Raw genomic sequence first — 16,443 nt, forward strand, 5'->3', positions numbered from 1 at the left:
CTCACTTCTTCTGGTAGCGGGTGATGAGGGCGGCGAGCACGACGACCAGGCCGACGGCGAGGGGCTGGTAGAACTGCGAGACGCCGAGCAGGGTCAGGCCGTTCGTCAGCGCGGTGAGCAGGAACGCACCGATGATCGGGCCGACGATCTTGGCCTTGCCTCCGGTGAGGCTCACGCCGCCGAGCACGACGGCCGCGATCGAGTTGAGCAGGTACTGCGTGTTGATCGCGGGCTCCGCGGCGCCGACGCGGGCGACCAGGAGCAGCGAGCCGATGCCGGCGAGGACCGCCGCGATGATGTACACCGCGATGCGCACCCGGCCGGCCTTGATGCCGTTCGCGACAGCGCTCTCCTCGTTGCCGCCGACCGCCTGCACGTGCAGGCCGAAGCGGGTGCGGAACATGACCACCCAGGCCACGACTCCGATGACCGCGGCGAGGATGATCGGGTAGCCGATGATCCCGATCGAGCCGGTGGTCAGCGTCAGCAGCTCGGGGCTGCCGACGGTGATCGGCTTGCCGTCGGAGGCGATGAGCGCGAGTCCCGTCGCCACCGACAGCGTGCCGAGGGTCGCGATGAAGTCGGTGACCTTGCCACGGGCGATGAGGAGGCCGTTGATCACGCCGATCACGCCGGCGAAGAGCAGGGCCGCCAGCGCCGAGAGCCAGAAGCCCCAGCCCCCGCTCCAGGCGAGGCCGAAGCCGACCGCGCCGACCGTCATCGTCGCCGAGATCGACAGGTCGATGCCGCCTGTCGTGATGACGAACGACTGGCCGATCGACAGGATCACCAGGATCGCCGCCGCGACGAGCATCGCCTTGATGTTGCCGAGGCTGAGGAAGGTCGGCGTCGCGATCGAGAACACGATCACCAGGGCGACGAGCCCGATGGGAGCGGCGTTCTCGGCCCAGAAGCTGAGCTGGCGGAGGTTCGCGAGCAGCGGCGCGGCGCTGATCGGGCTGGGGGAACGGGCGGGGACTGTGGTCATGGTCGCTTCCTGGGTCGCGGAGGGCGCGTCGGGCCGGGTGGCGTCGGGCTGGGTGGCGTCGGGCTGGGTGGCGTCGGGCTAGTCGCTGGGGACGAGGTCGGCCAGCGGGTTGTCGAACTCCTCGAACGGGGCGGGGAAGGCCGCGAGCGCCTGGTCGGCGGTGTCGGAGGTGACGAGCGCGGTGGGCGACTCGATCTCGGCGGGGATGCTCTCGCCGCCCTGCACCGCCTCGCACGCCTGCACGCCGAGCTGGCCGATCGCGTAGGGGTACTGCGCCACGGTCGCGGTCAGCCCGCCGTCCTTCACGGACTGCAGGGCGTCCTCGTTCCCGTCGACGCTGACGACCTTCACGGTGCCGGTGAGGCCCGCGTTCTCCACGGCCTTGACGATGCCGAGGCCCATGTCGTCGTTCGCGGCGAAGAACGCCGTGACGTCGGGGTTCGCGGCGAGGATGTCGGTCGCCTTGGTCAGCGCGATCTCGCGCTTCCAGTCGGCGGCGGCCTCCTGCACGACGGTGAGGTCCGAGCCGATGGCGGCGGTGAAGCCGTCGACGCGGGCGGCGCTGGTGACGTCGCCGGAGATGCCGCCGATGACGGCGACCTTCGAGCCGGCCGGCAGCTGGTCGACGAGGAGGTCGCCGGCCTTGCCGCCCGCGGCCTCGTTGTCGGTGCCGATGTAGGTGGTGACGTCGAGGTTCGCCGCTTTCACGGCGTCCGGGTCGAGCGGGCTGTCGATGTTGACGATCGTCTTGCCGGTCGCCGAGGCGAGGGCCTGCACGAGGTTGGTGCCGCTGATCGGGTTGACGATGATGCAGCCGAAGTCCTGGCCGGCCACGGTGGTCAGCTTGTCCGCCTGACCGGTGGTGTCGCCGATGTCGGCGGCGGCCTGGACCGAGACGTCCACGCCGTCGTCCTTCGCGGTGGCCTCGATCCCGTTCTCCATCGCCTGGAAGAAGGGGTTGTCGAGGCCCTTGATCACTGCGGCGACCTTGGCCGAGCCGCCGCCGGAGGCGGCGTCCCCGGTGCCGGAGGAGGCGCAGCCGGTGAGCAGGAGAGCGAGGGCGCCGACCGGTGCGAGGACGGGGAGGAGTCGGCGGGCGGCCGTCGAGCGGTTCATCTTTGAAGACATCGTCATCCTTGAAGATCAGGGCACCACTGCGTGCCGATGTGTGAAAACTAGCGCCCCTTTCGCTTGACCGCAACACGAAAGTTGGCCGACTTCCTGCTTTCCATCGACGGCGATGTACGCTGACCCTGACGATGGGGGCGGGATGACGGCATATCCGACCGGTGAGACGGGATCGCACGTGGCGGACGTCCTCGCCCTGTTCCGCGAGCAGGGCGAGATCTCGCGCAACGCGGTGATGGAGCAGACCGGCCTCTCCCGGTCGACCGTCAACCAGCGTCTCGCCACCCTCGTCGAGCTCGGCCTGATCGTCCCGACCTCGGGCGGGGAGTCGACGGGCGGTCGGCCCTCGAGCATGTTCGCGGTGAATCTGCGCGGCACCGTCCTCCTCACCGCCGACATCGGCGCGAGCGGCTTCGTCGTCGCCGCGTGCGACCTGCGCGGGACGCCGCTGCGGCACGAGAGCGCGGTCATCGACGTATGGGAGGGGCCCGAGAAGGTCCTCGCACAGGTCCTCGAGGCCTTCGAGCGCCTCCGCCTCGGCGACGCGGTCGCCGGCATCGGCATCGGGGTCCCCGGGCCGGTGGAGTTCGCCGCCGGGCGGGTGCGCAACCCGCCGATCATGACCGGCTGGGACAACTTCGACATCGCCGGCTTCTTCGCCCAGCCCTACGGCGGGGTCCAGGTCGTCATCGAGAACGACGCGAACGCGCGTGCGCTGGCCGAGTCCCGGCACCACGGCTCCGACAATCTGATCAGCCTCAAGCTCGGCACCGGCATCGGGGCGGGTCTCGTCTTCAACGGCGCGACGATCCGCGGCGCCGTCGGCGCGGCCGGGGACATCGGCCACACCCGCGCGGTCGCCGACACCGTCGACGACGACCCGCTGCCCTGCCGGTGCGGCAACTCCGGCTGCGTGGAGGCCTACGCGAGCGGCTGGGCGCTCGTGCGCGACCTCTCGGTGCACGACCCGTCGATCACCCACGTCGCCGACGTGACCGCGCGCGTCCTCCGCGGCGACATGCGGGCGACCCAGGCGGTGCACCGGGCCGGACGGGTCCTCGGCGAGGCGGTCGCCGACCTCGTCAACATCCTCAACCCGCGCACCATCGTCGTGTCCGGCCAGCTCGGCGACTGCGGCGAGGTGCTGATGTCGGGCCTGCGCGAGCGCGTCTACCTGCGCACGCACCCGCTGGCGACGCGCTCCCTCACCATCCACACCTCCGACCTCGGCGAGCTCGCCGGCGTCATCGGCCTCGCGCTCACCACCGCGGACCAGGTCTTCAGCCGGAGCCGCTTCGACCGCGAGGCGCAGGAGCCGCAGGAGGCGCAGGACTCCCCCGCGCGCTCCGCCTAGGCGCGGGTCGCGGCCGCGACGGCGGCCGCCACTCCCCCGCCCCACGGCGCGCCGTGGCCGGGCAGCACCCAGGTGGCGCCGGTCGGCAGCAGGCGCTGCAGCGAGGCGAGCGCCTGCTCCGGCTCGTCGGTGAAGGGCGCGGGGGCCGGGCCGGTCGCGCCGGTCAGCACGTGGCGCGTCGTGAGGCCGTCGCCGACGAACACGGCGTCCGCGATCGGCACGTGCACCGCGATGCTGCCGGCGGAGTGGCCGGGCAGCCCGATGATCCGCGGAGCACCCGGGAGGTCGAGCGTCTCGCCGTCCCGCACCGTCACGACCTCGGTCAGCGGGGGCACGCGCGCGCCGCCCTTGCGCAGGAAGTAGCCGAGGAAGCCGACGAGAGCACCGAGCTTCATCGACTGCTTCCCGTTCGCGGGCTTCTTCCCGCCCTTCGCGCGCTCGGCGTCGGCCTCGTGCACGAAGACGGGCACGCCGTGCTCGCGCCGGAGCCGCTCGGCGAAGCCGATGTGGTCGGAGTCGCCGTGGGTGAGCACGACTCCCCTGATGTCGTCGACGGTGCGGCCGATCGCCTTCAGCTCGGCGATCAGCTCGGGCCAGAGCCGGGGCAGGCCGGCGTCGATGAGGGTCACGCCCTCAGGCGTGTGGACGAGGTAGGCGGCGACGATGTCCGAGCCGATGCGGCGGACGTGGGGGGCGAGTTCCATGATGGCTACGGTAACTAGCCATCATGGCTACTGTCAATAGCTATAGTTAAGGCATGCCCACTCCCGAGCGCACCTCCCTCGACGCGATCGTCCGCGCCGCCGCCGAGATCCTGGAGGAGGAGGGGCTCGCCGGCGTGACGATGCAGGCCGTCGCGCAGCGCGTCGGCGTGCGCGCCCCCTCCCTCTACAAGCGGGTCGAGGGCCGCGACCCCCTGCTGCGCCTGGTCGCCGAGGCGACGCTGGGCGAGCTGGCCGCGCGCGTCGAGCCGATCGAGGACGCCGCCGAGCTCGCCGGCGCCTTCCGCGCGTTCGGCCGCGAGCGGCCCGCCGCCTTCCTCCTGGTGATGGCGCCGGCGCCCGGGACCCCGGTGGCCCGGCAGGAGTTCCGGGACGCGGCGAGCGCCTCCGTCCTCCGCGTCGCCGCCGGGCTCGCGGGCCAGGAGCACGCGCTCGAGGCCGCGCGCACCCTCACGGCCTGGAGCACCGGCTTCATCGGGATGGAGATCAACGGGGCGTTCACCCTCGGCGGGGACGTCGAGAGCGCCTGGCGCTTCGGGCTGAGCCGGGTGATCGCGGCGCTGGAGCTGGTGGAGGTCGAGCCGGCGGAGGTGGAGCCGGCGGAGGTCAGCGCGCCGCAGCCTCGTCCTCGAGGAAGCGCGGCCGGCTCGCAGCGAGTCCGCTGAGCAGCAGCACCACGAGGCTCGCCAGCAGCAGGACGTACGAGCCGGTCCAGCTCCCCTGCGCGTCGTAGAGCAGGCCGATCAGCAGCGGCCCGGCGCAGGCGAGCGCGTAGCCGAGGCCCTGCGTCGCCCCGGAGAGCACCGAGGAGCCGGCCGTGCTGCGGGTCCTGGCGTTGACGAGGGTGAGCGTCATCGGGAAGGTGCTGACACCCAGGCCGAGGCAGACCACCCAGGCCACGGCGCCGGCCAGCGGCGCGACCATCAGGCCCACGTAGCCGACGGCGAGCAGCGCGACGCAGACGACGACCACGATCGAGGGGTTCCGCATCCCGAGGGTCAGCGGCGGGACGACGAAGGCCGCTCCGAGGCCGAAGATCGAGAAGAGGGCGAGCAGCGCCCCGCCCTGGGCCGGGTCCGCGCCCGCGTCGACGAGGATCGTCGGCAGCCAGGTGATGATCGCGTAGGTGTTCAGCGCGGTCATCCCGAGCATCAGCACCATCGCCCAGAGCAGGCGGGTGCGCCAGGCTCCGGCGAGGCGGGTGGGCGCGGCGGCCGCGGCAGCGCCGGCCTCCCCGCGCCGGGCGAGCGCCGCCCAGAGCAGGCAGGCGACGGCGGTCAGCGCCGCCCAGACGCCGACCGCGAAGCGCCAGTCGAGGACAGAGGCGAGCGGGACAGCGACCAGCGGGGCGACGAACTGGCCGGTCTGGAGCAGCGCGAGGTAGAGGGAGCTGATCGCCTTCAGCCGGTCGGCGAAGTAGCGCTTCACGATCGGCACGATCAGGACGTTCGAGGTGCCCACTCCGGCGAAGGCGACGACGGAGGAGAGCACCAGCGCGAGCGGGCTCGGGCTGAGCGCACGGAGCACCAGGCCCGCGGTGGTCACCAGCGTGGCGACGGCGAGGGTGCGCTCGAGGCCGAAGCGGCGCGCGGCCGCGGCGGCGACCACGCCGAAGACGGCGAAGGAGGCGGTGACGACGGTGCCGAACACGCCGTAGAGCGAGGGGCCGAAGTCGAGGTCGGCGCCGATCGTCTCGAGCAGCGGGCTGAAGCCGGTGACGGCCGTCCGGAGGTTGAGCGCCGTCATCACGATCGCGGCGAGAGCGAGGAGCGCGGTCCTCTGCGGGGTGACAACGGTGGACGTCATGGCGGCCTGCCCTGGGTAGGATGATGGGATGAATCCTGCCGAGCCTAGCGCGCCGGAGCCCCGATCGGTCGACCTCCGCGCACCGGAGCCGTTCCGCCGCGAGAGCGTCATCGACCACGTCACGGCGCTCTGCCACGAGGAGATCCGCTCCGGCCGGTGGGCCGTCGGCGCGCGGATCCCGACGGAGCCGGAACTGGTGCGCTGGAGCGGCGCCGGGCGGAACTCCGTGCGCGAGGCGGTGCAGACGCTCGTGCAGTCGGGGCTGGTGCGGCGGGAGCAGGGGCGCGGCACCTTCGTGATCGCGCGCTCGCAGCTCACCACGTCGCTCCGGAGACGGCTGCCGAGCGCCGAGCGGCGCGACGGCCTGGAGCTGCGCTTCGCGATCGACGGGGCGACCGCGGCCCTCGCGGCCGAGCGGCGGACCGCGGAGGACGTCGAGACGCTGCGGGCGCTGCTCGCCGCCCGCACCCGCTCCTGGGAGGGACACGACCTCGCCGAGCGGACCGCGACCGATACCGCGCTGCACCGCGCGGTCGTCGCCGCCACGCACAACGCGCTGTTCCTCGAGCTCTACGACGGGCTGACGGGCCTCTTCGAGACGGTGCTGCAGGACGACGTCATCGGCGAGGAGGACCGGCACGCGTCCGAGCACGCGCTGCTGGTCGAGTCGATCGCCGCGGGCGACGCCGCGGGGGCCCGGCGAGCGATCGAGGAGCTGCTGGCGCCGCTGCTGGAGCCGGACGGCGAGCAGAACATCAGCTGAGAGGCCGCGTCATCGGCCATCGGCGATGAGACGTGCTGTCAGCCGATGTTCTGCAGGATCAGCGCCGATCAGCGCTGCGGCCGGCGCGTGGACCAGAGCGCCCAGGCCACCAGCAACGGCTGGAAGACCAGCCGGACGGCGCGCTTGCGGTCGGTGTCGAGGCCGAACGCGCTGGTCTTCGTGAGGTACTGCGAGACGTTGCCCGGGAAGATCGCGGTGAAGAAGGCGGCCGCCGCCGCGCCGACCAGCGGCGACCGGCGGCGCGCGAGCACCAGCGAGGCCCCGAGGCCGATCTCCACGACGCCGGACGCGAGCACGACCGTGTCCTTGTCCAGCGGCACCCACTCCGGCACCTGCGCCTGGAACTCCTCGCGCGCCCGGGTCAGGTGACTGACGCCGGCGAAGACGAGGGCGGAGCCGAGGAGGACCTTGGCGCCGGTGCGGATCAGGGACGGGGTGGAGGAGGCCATCCCCCCATCGTTCCCGATCGAGCGGGCCGGAGTGCCCGGCAGCGCCCGAACCGCACGGATGTGCCGTGTCGGAGGCCCGGCCTAGTCTGATCGGGTGTCAGACCGCATCCTCGTCCTCACCACCGGCGGAACCATCGACAAGGAGTACTCGCTCGCGGGCGAGCTCGAGATCGGGGCGCCGACGATCCCGCGCCTGCTCGAGCCCGTGCTGTCGACGCTCGAGTTCCGTGTCGAGGAGGTCCTGCGGAAGGACAGCCTCGACCTCGACGACGCCGATCGCGCGCTGATCCGCGAGCGCGTGCTCTCGGCGGAGGAGGACCGGATCGTCCTCACCCACGGCACCGACACGATGACCCTGACGGCCGAGGCGCTCGGCGCCGTCCGCGACCGGGTCGTCGTGCTGACCGGCGCGATGCAGCCCGCTCGGATGCGCGACAGCGACGCCGCCTTCAACCTCGGCGCGGCCGTCGCGGCGGTGCAGCTGCTGCCGCCGGGCGTCTACCTCGCGATGAGCGGACGGGTGCTGCCGGCCGGCGCCGTCGTCAAGGACCGGGCGGCCGGGATCTTCCTGCCGGCCTGAGCCGCGCCGGCCCGAGCCCTGGCGACCGGAGACCGGGAGCCCGAGCCCGCGAACCGCGACGCCGCGCCGTCACTCCGCCGCCGCGACCGCCCGCGTGCATTCCGCGCACAGCCCGAAGACGTCCACGACGTGGTGCGCGTCGGTGAAGCCGTTCTGCGCCGCGACGCTGTGCGCCCAGGTCTCTACCGCGTCCGCGGCGATCTCGACGGTCAGCCCGCAGCGCCGGCAGATGAGGTGGTGGTGGTGGGTGCCCGGGGTGCAGGCGCGGTAGAGGCTCTCGCCGTCCGGCGACTGCAGCGAGTCGGCCTCACCCTCGACCGCGAGGTCGGACAGGGCGCGGTAGACCGTCGCCAGGCCGATCGGCGAGCCGGAGGCGTGCAGCGCGCTGTGCAGCCCCTGGGCGCTGACGAAGTCCTCGCGCTGAGTGAGCGCCTCGCGCACGGCCTCGCGCTGCCACGTGTTCCGCTTGACCACCGGTCCGCCTTCCCGTTTCACGACCCGCGCCACGCTATACCCCCGCCCCGACCGCGGCCGGCGAGCGCCGGCGCGAGGGCCGCCGCACGCCCTTGCGGCCGATGATCCGGCAGACGACGTAGATCGTGAACGAGATCGTGGTCACGTAGGGGCTGATCGGGACGGAGCCGCCGAGCGCGAGCAGGATGCCGCCGACCAGCGCGCCGACGGCGAAGAGCACGCTGAGCAGCGGCACGAGCACCGGCGACGCGGAGATCCGCAGCGCCGCGGCCGCGGGGGTGACCAGGATCGCGAGCACCAGCAGCGAGCCGACGATCTGCACCGACACCGCCACGGCGAGGCCGAGCAGCAGCATGAACACGATCGAGAGCGCCCGGGTCGGGATGCCGCGCGCGGCCGCCACGTCGGCGTCGACGCTCGCGAAGGTCAGCGGGCGCCAGATCGGCGCGAGCCCGATCACGACGACGATCGAGATGGCGATCAGCCAGCCCAGCTGCGGGTCGTCGACCGCGACGATCTGCCCGGTGAGCAGGCCGAACTTGTTCGCGCTCCGCCCCGGGTACAGCGCGAGGCAGAGGATCCCGAGGCCGAGGCCGAACGGCATCAGCACGGCGATGATCGAGTTGCGGTCGCGCGCTCGCGAGCCGAGCAGCCCGATCAGCAGCGCCGCGACCAGCGAGCCGACGATCGAGCCCTGCACCACGCCGACGCCGAGCAGCAGCCCGGCCGAGGCGCCTGCGAAGGACAGCTCGCTGATCCCGTGCACGGCGAAGGCCATGTCCCGCGACATCACGAAGACGCCGATCAGCCCGCCGACGACGCCGAGGACGGCGCCCGCGATCACGGAGTTCAGCAGCAGCGCGAGCAGCGCGCCGTAGTCGGAGAAGTCGAAGATCTGCGACCAGACGTCGTCGGTCATGCGCGCTCCTCCTCGTGCTCGTGCACGTGCGAGTGGTCGGGGGCGCCGACCACGATGACGCGGCCGCGCGCGCGGATCACGTCGACCGGCGCGTCGTAGAGCTCGCTGAGCACCTCGGAGCGCAGCACCTCGTCGGGGGTGCCGATCCGGAAGCGGCCGCCGGCCAGGTAGAGCACCCGGTCGACCATCCCGAGCACGGGATTCACGTCGTGGGTGACGAAGAGGACGCCGAGGTTCCGCTCGCGCCGGTGCCGATCGATCAGCTCGCTGACCGCGCGCTGGTGCGCGAGGTCGAGGGCGATCAGCGGCTCGTCGCAGAGCAGCAGGGCCGGGTCGCCGGCGAGGGCCTGGCCGACCCGGACGCGCTGCTGCTCGCCGCCGGAGAGGCTGCCGATCGGCGCATCGGCGTAGTCGGTGGCGCCGACGGCGGCGAGCAGGGCGTCGACCTGCGCGCGACGCGAGCGCGAGGGCAGCGGCAGGCCGAAGCGGTGGCCGTCGATGCCGAGGCCGATCAGGTCGCGGGCGCGCAGCGGGGTCCCCTCGTCGGCGAGCTTCTGCTGCGGGATGTAGCCGATGCGGCGGTTGCCGCGGTGCACCGGCTCGCCGAGGACGCGCAGCTCGCCGCTGCTGAGCGGCTGCTGGCCGAGGACCGCGCGGAGGAGGCTGGTCTTGCCGGAGCCGTTGGCGCCGAGCACCGCGACGAACTCGCCGGCCCGCACGTCGAGGTCGACGCCGCCCCAGAGCTCGCGGTCGCCGAAGCGCAGACCGGCGCCGCGCAGCTGCAGCACGGACGCCGAAAGGCCCGCCTCCGAGGAGGCGGGCGCTGACGACGGACCGGACGGGGTCGAGGAGGGTGGTGTCACGACGAGAGGGCTCCCTCGAGGGCGTCGAGGTTGGCGGTCATCCAGCCGACGTAATCGTCGCCCTCGGGCAGCGTCTCGGTGACGCCGACGGTCGGGACGCCGGCCGACTCCGCCGCGTCGAGCACGGCCTGGGTCTGCGAGCTCTCGGTCTGCTCGTTGAAGACGAGCGCGTCGACGGTGCCGTCGGAGAAGAGGGCGAGCGTCTCCTGCAGAGTGGTCGCGGGGACGTCGGTGCCCTCCTCGACCGCCTCGCTGAACGCCTCCGGAGTCGCGTTGACGAGCCCGAGCGCATCGGTCAGGTAGAGCGGGACGGGCTCGGTGATGGCGATCGAGCGGCCGCCGAGCGTGCCCTTCAGCTCCGCCTCGCGGTCGATCAGGGCGTCGAGGGAGCCGCCGAGGGTCTCGGCGTTCGCGGCGTAGGTCGCGGCGTTGTCCGCGTCGATCGTGGACAGCTCGTCGGCGATCGACGCGACCGTCTCCCGGACGGCGGACAGGTCGTACCAGACGTGCTCGTTGTACTCGGCGTGCTCGTGGCCGGCCTCGTCGTGATCGGCGTCGGCGCCCTCGTCCTCGTGGTCGTGCTCCTCCTCGAGCCCGGCGACGACGGTGGCGGTGATCACGGGGGCGGTCGAGCCGGAGGCGTCGATCATGGTGTCGACGAAGGAGTCGTAGCCGCCGCCGTTCTCGATCACGAGCGCCGCGTTCGAGAGGGCGAGCTGGTCGCGGGCCGTCGCCTCGTACTCGTGCGGGTCCTTGTCCGGGCTGTCGATGATGCTCGTGACGTCGACCAGATCGCCGCCGATGCTGCGGACCAGGTCGCCGTAGACGTCGGTCGACGCGACGACGGCGACCCTCCCCCTGTCGGCGGAGGCGCCGGTCGAGGAGGCCGTGCCGGAGCAGGCCGAGAGGGCGAGCGCGGTGCTGCCGAGCAGCGCGACGAGGGCGAGGGAGCGGGTCTTCACGGGTGAGCCGATCTGGGTCTGGAGCGGGGCGGTCGGGATGCTGACACGGTAGCGACTATTGATAACGATTGTCAAAGTCACTGCGGAGTACCTGCGTCGCGAGGAGTCGCCCGGGTCGCGTCGCGCGGAGTCACACGCGGTCACGGGTCGTCGCAATCCGGGAGGGCACCCGCCGCGGCTGCCACAGTCGCCGCAGCACCCCGCGATCGCCGCCTCCGCGGCGATCGCCCGCACCGGAAGGAACCACCGTGAGCAGCACCGTCTCGACCCCGAAGCTCGACAGCCGACTCCCGCTCGACAGCCCGCCCCCGACCGATCGCTGGGCCCGCTCCTCGCGCCCCGCCACTCCTGGTGAGTGGCTCGCCCGCGCCGAGGAGACCGCCGCGGTCCTCGCCGTCGACGCGCTCGAGCGCGACCGCGCCGGCGCCGCGCCTGTCGCCGAGGTCGCCCTGCTGAAGAGCGCGGGCCTGGTCACCCTGCTCGGCCCGCTCGAGCACGGCGGCGGCGGCCAGGAGTGGAGCGTCGCCCTCCGCGTGATCCGCACGATCGCTCGCGCCGACGGCTCGATCGGCCAGCTGCTCGGCTACCACTACCTCTGGGCCTGGGCGGCCCGGCTGGTCGGCACGCCCGAGCAGATCGCAGCCGTCGAGCAGCAGGCGACCGAGGGGAACCTGCTCTACGGCGGCGCGGTGAACCCGCGCGACTCCGATCTCACGGTCCGCGAGGAGGGCGACGAGCTGGTCTTCACCGGCCGGAAGTCGTTCTCGACCGGCGGAGTCGTCAGCGACCTGACCGTGCTCGAGGGCGTCCTCGAGGGGACGGACACCCACGTCTTCGCGATCGTGCCGACCGCGCAGGACGGCATCGTCTTCGGCCGCGACTGGAACAGCCTCGGGCAGCGCCTCACCGAGTCGGGCTCGGTCGAGATCCGCGGCGTGCGGGTGCCGTGGGCCGCGGCGGCGGGCTTCGTCGACCGGGTGTTCCAGCCGCTGGTCTACAACACCCTCAACGTGCCGACGATCCAGCAGGTGTTCGCCGAGTTCTACCTCGGCATCGCGCAGGGCGCACTCGAGCGGGCGGCGCAGTACACCCGCGAGTCGACGCGGGCGTGGCCGTACGGCGGCGACGACAAGGCCCGCGCGAGCGAGGAGTGGTACATCCTCGAGGGCTACGGCGACCTGCAGTCGCGCCTCTGGGCCGACGAGGCGCTGATCGACGCGACTGGCGCCGCCCTCTCGGCCGCGCTGCACGCGCCGCGCGAGGAGCTGACCCCGCGCCGCCGCGGCGAGATCGCCGTGCGGATCGCGGCCGCGAAGGCGCGCATCGTCGAGGACGGCCTGGCCGCCGCCACCCGCGTCTTCGAGCTGACCGGCACCCGGGCCTCCTCGAGCTCGGTCGGCCTCGACCTCTACTGGCGCAACCTGCGGACCCACTCGCTGCACGACCCGCTGCCCTACAAGCGCCGCGAGGTCGGCGTCTACACGCTGCTCAACGAGGTGCCGGAGCCGAGCTGGTACACCTGATCCGCGGCGGCGGCGCGGACGGCGTCAGAGCAGGCCGTGCCGTCGGAACGCCGCCAGGACGCCGTCCTCACGCACGGAGGCGGTGACCTCGTCGGCGGCGGCGAGGGCCCCGGCGGAGGCGTTCCCCATCGCGATGCCCAGGCCCGCCGCGGCCAGCATCTCGACGTCGTTCGAGCTGTCGCCGATCGCCATCGTGTCCGCCAGCGGGTGGCCGAGGCGCTCGGCCAGGCGCACCAGCGCACTGCCCTTGTCGACGCCGCGGACGCTGACCTCGCCGCCGGCGTCGCCGAGGGACGGGATCGTGCCGGTGATCACGTGGAAGCGGTCGCCGAGGCCGTCGCGGACGAGGGCGAAGGCGGTGCCGTCCTCGCCGAAGAAGGTCGCCTTGGCGATGCCCTCCGTCGGGACGGTGCCGTAGCCGCCGCCCACCCCGCCGCTCGTGAAGACGTCGTCGTAGGACTGCAGCGAGTAAGCGATCCGGTGCGCCTCGAAGAAGCCGGCGATCGCCTCGACGTCCTCGGGCGCCATCGTCCGCGACTCGAGCAGGACGCCGTCGAGCTCGACGAAGCCGCCGGCCGCCGAGACGACCCCGTCGAAGCCGAGGTCGAGGACCTGCTGCGGGATCTCGGGACGCGAGCGGCCGGTCGCGACGAGGACGAGGTGGCCGTTGCTCCGGGCGCCGGTGATCGCCTCGCGCACCGACGGCGCGACGACCCCCTCGTCCAGGAGCGTGCCGTCGACGTCGAGCAGGACCAGTCGGGTGCGTGTCACCCGCGGAGCCTACCGGCCGGGTCCGACGCCCTCGCCGGCCGGCCCGCGTCCCGGGATCAGCCGAGCGTGCGCGGCGCCCGCCACTCCCAGGAGCGGTCCTCGTCGCCGATCGGCCGCAGCACCCGCGCCGGCACGCCGCCCGCGACCACCATCGGCGGCACGCTCGCCGTGACGACCGCGCCCGCCGCCACCACGGAGCCCGCGCCGATCACCACGCCGGGCAGCAGGATCGCGCCCGCGCCGATCCAGACGTCGTCCTCGATCACGACGGGCGCCGAGAACTGCGTGCCGTCGCGGCGCAGCTCCGGATGCACGGGGTGCCCGGTGGTGCTGATCGTGACGTTCGGCGCGATCATCACCCGGTCGCCGATGACGACCTCGACGTCGTCGACCAGCGTCAGCCCGAAGTTCACGTAGACGTCCGCGCCCAGGCGGACCCGGTTGCCGTAGGCGACGTGCAGCGGCGGCTCGACCCAGGCGCCCTCGCCGACCGCCTCGAACAGCTCGTGCAGCAGGCGCCGGCGCTCGTCGACCTCGCGGGGGCCGGTCGCGTTGTAGGCGTGGGCGAGCTCCTTGCCGCGGATCCGCTCCTCCTCGAGCGCCTCGAGGCCCTCGCCGGCGTCGACGTACAGCTCGTGGGCGTCCATCCGCCGGCGGACCTCGTGCTCGCGCGCGTCCATCGCGTCCCCTCTCGTCGTCACCAGCCTGGCACGGGGCGCCGACGGCCCCGGGTGCGCGGCGATGGGAGGAGGGACGGGGCATGCAGGGAGGAACGGGGGCGCTCACGAGGCGCGAGGTCGCCCGCGCCGCGTCAGCAGGCGCAGATCTCCCGGCGGATCCAGTCGCCGGCCTCGGCGACCGGCAGCTCGCCGCGCCGCAGCAGCCGGCTCCACTCGACCGCGCGCCCGGTGAGGCGGTCGTCCGCGGTGCCGCGGTGATCGCCGCCGGCCGTGCGCATCAGGAGGTGCGCGATCGGGCCGCCGAGGCGCAGCGTCGCGCCGGCCACCCCGGCGAAGTGCCGGGCCTGGCCGCGGGTGTCGTCGTCGTAGGGCTGGGCGAAGCCGCGGCCGCGGATCCGGTTGCTGCCGCCGGAGGCGAGGTCGATCAGCCCGAGCGGCCAGGGACGGATCCCGGCGACCTCGCGCGCGACCGCGGCGATCAGGACGCGGGGGCGGGGCGAGGTGGCGGCGAGGGCGTCGACGCGGTCGGCGAGGGCGGAGCAGGCGTCGTCGGAGGCGGGCACCCGCCCAGTGGAGCACAGGACGACTGGGCGGCGGCGGAGAGCAGCGGCCTTGACACCCGCGGCTCGCGCCAGCACCATCGACGGTACAACGTTAGAAACAGCGGGCGGCGATCGCCGACGATCACCCCGTCCGGCCCGGCCGGAGCCCGCCGACGCCTCGGAAGGGCCCCGAATGACCGACTCCTCCGCCACCTCCTCCCCCGCCGCCGCCGCCGCCGCGCGCGTCTTCCTCGATCCGGCCGCGGTGGTCGCTCCCGTGAATCCGCGGCTGTTCGGCTCGTTCGTCGAGCACCTGGGCCGCTGCGTGTACGACGGGATCTACGAGCCCGGGCACCCGACCGCGAACGAGGACGGCTTCCGCCTGGACGTCGTCGAGCTGGTCAAGGAGCTCGGTTCGACCACCGTCCGCTACCCCGGCGGGAACTTCGTCTCCGGCTACCGCTGGGAGGACGGCGTCGGACCGCGCGAGGACCGCCCGCGCCGCCGCGACCTGGCCTGGCACTCCCTCGAGACCAACGAGGTGGGCCTGGATGATTTCGCGAAGTGGGCGAAGCTGACCGGCAGCGAGATCATGTACGCCGTGAACCTCGGCACCCGCGGCGTCCTCGAGGCCCTCGACGTCCTCGAGTACGCCAACGGCAAGGCCGGCACGTTCCTCGCCGACCAGCGGATCGCGAACGGGTCGCCGGAGCCGCACGACATCCGCATGTGGTGCCTGGGCAACGAGATGGACGGCCCCTGGCAGGTCGGCCACATGAACGCCGACGACTACGGCAAGCTCGCCTCCCGCACCGCCAAGGCCCTGAAGATCGCCGACCCGTCCCTCGAGCTCGTGATCTGCGGCTCGTCCGGATCCTCGATGCCGACCTTCGGCGAATGGGAGCGCGTCGTCCTCGAGCACGCCTACGACGACGTCGAGTACGTCTCCTGCCACGCCTACTACCAGGAGTACGACGGCGACCTCGGCTCCTTCCTCGCGTCCTCCGTCGAGATGGAGTACTTCATCGCGACCGTCGCGGCCACCGTCGACCACGTCAAGCACAAGCTCCGCAAGACCAAGGACATCAAGCTCTCCTTCGACGAGTGGAACGTCTGGTACCTCCAGGAGTGGACCGAGAAGGAGAAGGCGGACGCCGAGGGCGACCAGAGCACCCGCGAGTGGGCCTACGCGCCGCGCCTGCTCGAGGACGTCTACTCCGTCGCCGACGCCGTCGTGCTCGGCAACCTGATGATCACGCTGCTGAAGAACTCCGACCGGGTCACCTCGGCGTCGCTCGCGCAGCTCGTCAACGTCATCGCGCCGATCATGACCGAGCCGGGCGGAGCCGCCTGGCGGCAGACCACGTTCTTCCCGTTCTCCACCACCGCGCGCCTCGCGTCGGGCTCGGTCCTGAAGCCGCGGATCGAGGTCGGGTCCTACTCCACCGCGCGGCACGGCGACGCGCCGCTGGTCGATTCCGTCGCGACGCTCGACGACGGCCGCGCGGCCGTGTTCCTGGTGAACCGCTCGACGACCGACGCCCTAGAGGTCACGGTCGACGTGAACGGCCTCGGCGTCTCCACCGTCGCCGAGGCGGTCGCCCTCTTCGACGAGGACGTCTACGCGAAGAACACCAAGGACGACCAGAACCGCGTCGGCCTCAAGCCCGTCGACGCCGACCTGGCGGACGGCGTGCTGACGCTGACGCTGCCCCCGGTCTCCTGGACGGCCGTCGCCCTGACGGCGTAGCGCCCGGACCGGGTGGGTCTCGATACGCGGGCCTTCGACCCGCTACTCGACCAGCATGGAAGGCGAGCTGCGCTCCCTGTTCTCCACGGGCGCGGGCGCTCCCTGTTCTCCAAGGGCGCGGGCGCTCCATGCTGATCGAGTAGCCCGC

General features: G+C 72.9%; 18 protein-coding genes. 6 read left to right on the plus strand and 12 right to left on the minus strand.

The window, feature by feature from the left end:
• Position 1: 1 nt before the first annotated feature.
• Both MT351_RS01600 and MT351_RS01605 read right to left on the minus strand, forming a co-directional pair.
• The gene (locus MT351_RS01600; RefSeq protein WP_123701444.1) at positions 2–988 is read right to left on the minus strand and encodes an ABC transporter permease; all 987 of its coding nucleotides are present in this window, start codon (positions 986–988) and stop codon (positions 2–4) included.
• A gap of 78 nt (positions 989–1,066) precedes the next feature.
• Positions 1,067–2,116, minus strand: a complete 1,050-nt coding sequence (locus tag MT351_RS01605) for a substrate-binding domain-containing protein (protein ID WP_207901599.1) — start codon at positions 2,114–2,116, stop codon at positions 1,067–1,069.
• A gap of 142 nt (positions 2,117–2,258) precedes the next feature.
• Between MT351_RS01605 and MT351_RS01610 the strand changes: the two genes are divergently transcribed.
• A complete protein-coding gene (locus MT351_RS01610; protein ID WP_243581084.1) occupies positions 2,259–3,470 on the plus strand; it encodes an ROK family transcriptional regulator in 1,212 nt (403 codons plus the stop codon).
• Here MT351_RS01610 and MT351_RS01615 read toward each other — a convergent pair.
• Positions 3,467–4,174, minus strand: a complete 708-nt coding sequence (locus tag MT351_RS01615) for an MBL fold metallo-hydrolase (protein WP_243581085.1) — start codon at positions 4,172–4,174, stop codon at positions 3,467–3,469. The genes MT351_RS01610 and MT351_RS01615 overlap by 4 nt on opposite strands.
• Positions 4,175–4,227: 53 nt before the next feature.
• Between MT351_RS01615 and MT351_RS01620 the strand changes: the two genes are divergently transcribed.
• The gene (locus MT351_RS01620; RefSeq protein ID WP_243581086.1) at positions 4,228–4,857 is read left to right on the plus strand and encodes a TetR/AcrR family transcriptional regulator; all 630 of its coding nucleotides are present in this window, start codon (positions 4,228–4,230) and stop codon (positions 4,855–4,857) included.
• Here the strand turns inward: MT351_RS01620 and MT351_RS01625 are convergent.
• Positions 4,799–5,998: a CynX/NimT family MFS transporter gene (locus tag MT351_RS01625; protein ID WP_243581087.1), complete on the minus strand. Its 1,200-nt coding sequence runs from the start codon at positions 5,996–5,998 to the stop codon at positions 4,799–4,801. The genes MT351_RS01620 and MT351_RS01625 overlap by 59 nt on opposite strands.
• Positions 5,999–6,026: 28 nt before the next feature.
• On the opposite strand from MT351_RS01625, the gene MT351_RS01630 reads away from it, so the two are divergent.
• On the plus strand, positions 6,027–6,761 hold the full coding sequence (locus MT351_RS01630; protein WP_243581088.1) for a FadR/GntR family transcriptional regulator: 735 nt from the start codon (positions 6,027–6,029) through the stop codon (positions 6,759–6,761).
• Positions 6,762–6,829: 68 nt separating this feature from the next.
• On the opposite strand, the gene MT351_RS01635 is transcribed toward MT351_RS01630, so the two are convergent.
• Complete coding sequence (locus MT351_RS01635; protein ID WP_243581089.1) at positions 6,830–7,231, minus strand: hypothetical protein; 402 nt, start codon at positions 7,229–7,231, stop codon at positions 6,830–6,832.
• A gap of 94 nt (positions 7,232–7,325) precedes the next feature.
• Between MT351_RS01635 and MT351_RS01640 the strand changes: the two genes are divergently transcribed.
• Positions 7,326–7,811, plus strand: a complete 486-nt coding sequence (locus MT351_RS01640; protein WP_123444686.1) for an asparaginase domain-containing protein — start codon at positions 7,326–7,328, stop codon at positions 7,809–7,811.
• Positions 7,812–7,880: 69 nt separating this feature from the next.
• On the opposite strand, the gene MT351_RS01645 is transcribed toward MT351_RS01640, so the two are convergent.
• The 4 genes from MT351_RS01645 to MT351_RS01660 form a co-directional block, all read right to left on the minus strand.
• Positions 7,881–8,285: a Fur family transcriptional regulator gene (locus tag MT351_RS01645; protein WP_123734752.1), complete on the minus strand. Its 405-nt coding sequence runs from the start codon at positions 8,283–8,285 to the stop codon at positions 7,881–7,883.
• A gap of 34 nt (positions 8,286–8,319) precedes the next feature.
• Complete coding sequence (locus MT351_RS01650; RefSeq protein ID WP_243581090.1) at positions 8,320–9,204, minus strand: metal ABC transporter permease; 885 nt, start codon at positions 9,202–9,204, stop codon at positions 8,320–8,322.
• Positions 9,201–9,992 (minus strand): metal ABC transporter ATP-binding protein, encoded by a 792-nt coding sequence (locus MT351_RS01655; RefSeq protein ID WP_243581136.1) that lies wholly within the window; start codon positions 9,990–9,992, stop codon positions 9,201–9,203. Before MT351_RS01655 ends, MT351_RS01650 begins: the two co-directional genes overlap by 4 nt.
• Positions 9,993–10,063: 71 nt before the next feature.
• Positions 10,064–11,029: a metal ABC transporter solute-binding protein, Zn/Mn family gene (locus MT351_RS01660; RefSeq protein ID WP_207901600.1), complete on the minus strand. Its 966-nt coding sequence runs from the start codon at positions 11,027–11,029 to the stop codon at positions 10,064–10,066.
• 248 nt (positions 11,030–11,277) lie between these two features.
• Between MT351_RS01660 and MT351_RS01665 the strand changes: the two genes are divergently transcribed.
• Positions 11,278–12,552, plus strand: a complete 1,275-nt coding sequence (locus MT351_RS01665) for an acyl-CoA dehydrogenase family protein (RefSeq protein ID WP_243581091.1) — start codon at positions 11,278–11,280, stop codon at positions 12,550–12,552.
• 24 nt (positions 12,553–12,576) lie between these two features.
• On the opposite strand, the gene MT351_RS01670 is transcribed toward MT351_RS01665, so the two are convergent.
• From MT351_RS01670 to MT351_RS01680, 3 genes are all read right to left on the minus strand, one after another.
• Positions 12,577–13,323: an HAD hydrolase family protein gene (locus MT351_RS01670; protein WP_132435052.1), complete on the minus strand. Its 747-nt coding sequence runs from the start codon at positions 13,321–13,323 to the stop codon at positions 12,577–12,579.
• Positions 13,324–13,379: 56 nt separating this feature from the next.
• Positions 13,380–14,003: a DapH/DapD/GlmU-related protein gene (locus MT351_RS01675; RefSeq protein WP_123734747.1), complete on the minus strand. Its 624-nt coding sequence runs from the start codon at positions 14,001–14,003 to the stop codon at positions 13,380–13,382.
• Between the two features lie 131 nt (positions 14,004–14,134).
• Positions 14,135–14,566, minus strand: coding sequence for a hypothetical protein (locus tag MT351_RS01680; protein ID WP_132435054.1), 432 nt, complete (start codon positions 14,564–14,566; stop codon positions 14,135–14,137).
• Positions 14,567–14,738: 172 nt separating this feature from the next.
• Between MT351_RS01680 and MT351_RS01685 the strand changes: the two genes are divergently transcribed.
• Positions 14,739–16,295: an alpha-N-arabinofuranosidase gene (locus tag MT351_RS01685; protein WP_132435056.1), complete on the plus strand. Its 1,557-nt coding sequence runs from the start codon at positions 14,739–14,741 to the stop codon at positions 16,293–16,295.
• Positions 16,296–16,443: the final 148 nt, after the last annotated feature.

Origin of the sequence: Rathayibacter sp. VKM Ac-2926 (assembly GCF_022815565.1) — a bacterium.
Taxonomy (GTDB): Bacteria; Actinomycetota; Actinomycetes; order Actinomycetales; family Microbacteriaceae; genus Rathayibacter; species Rathayibacter festucae.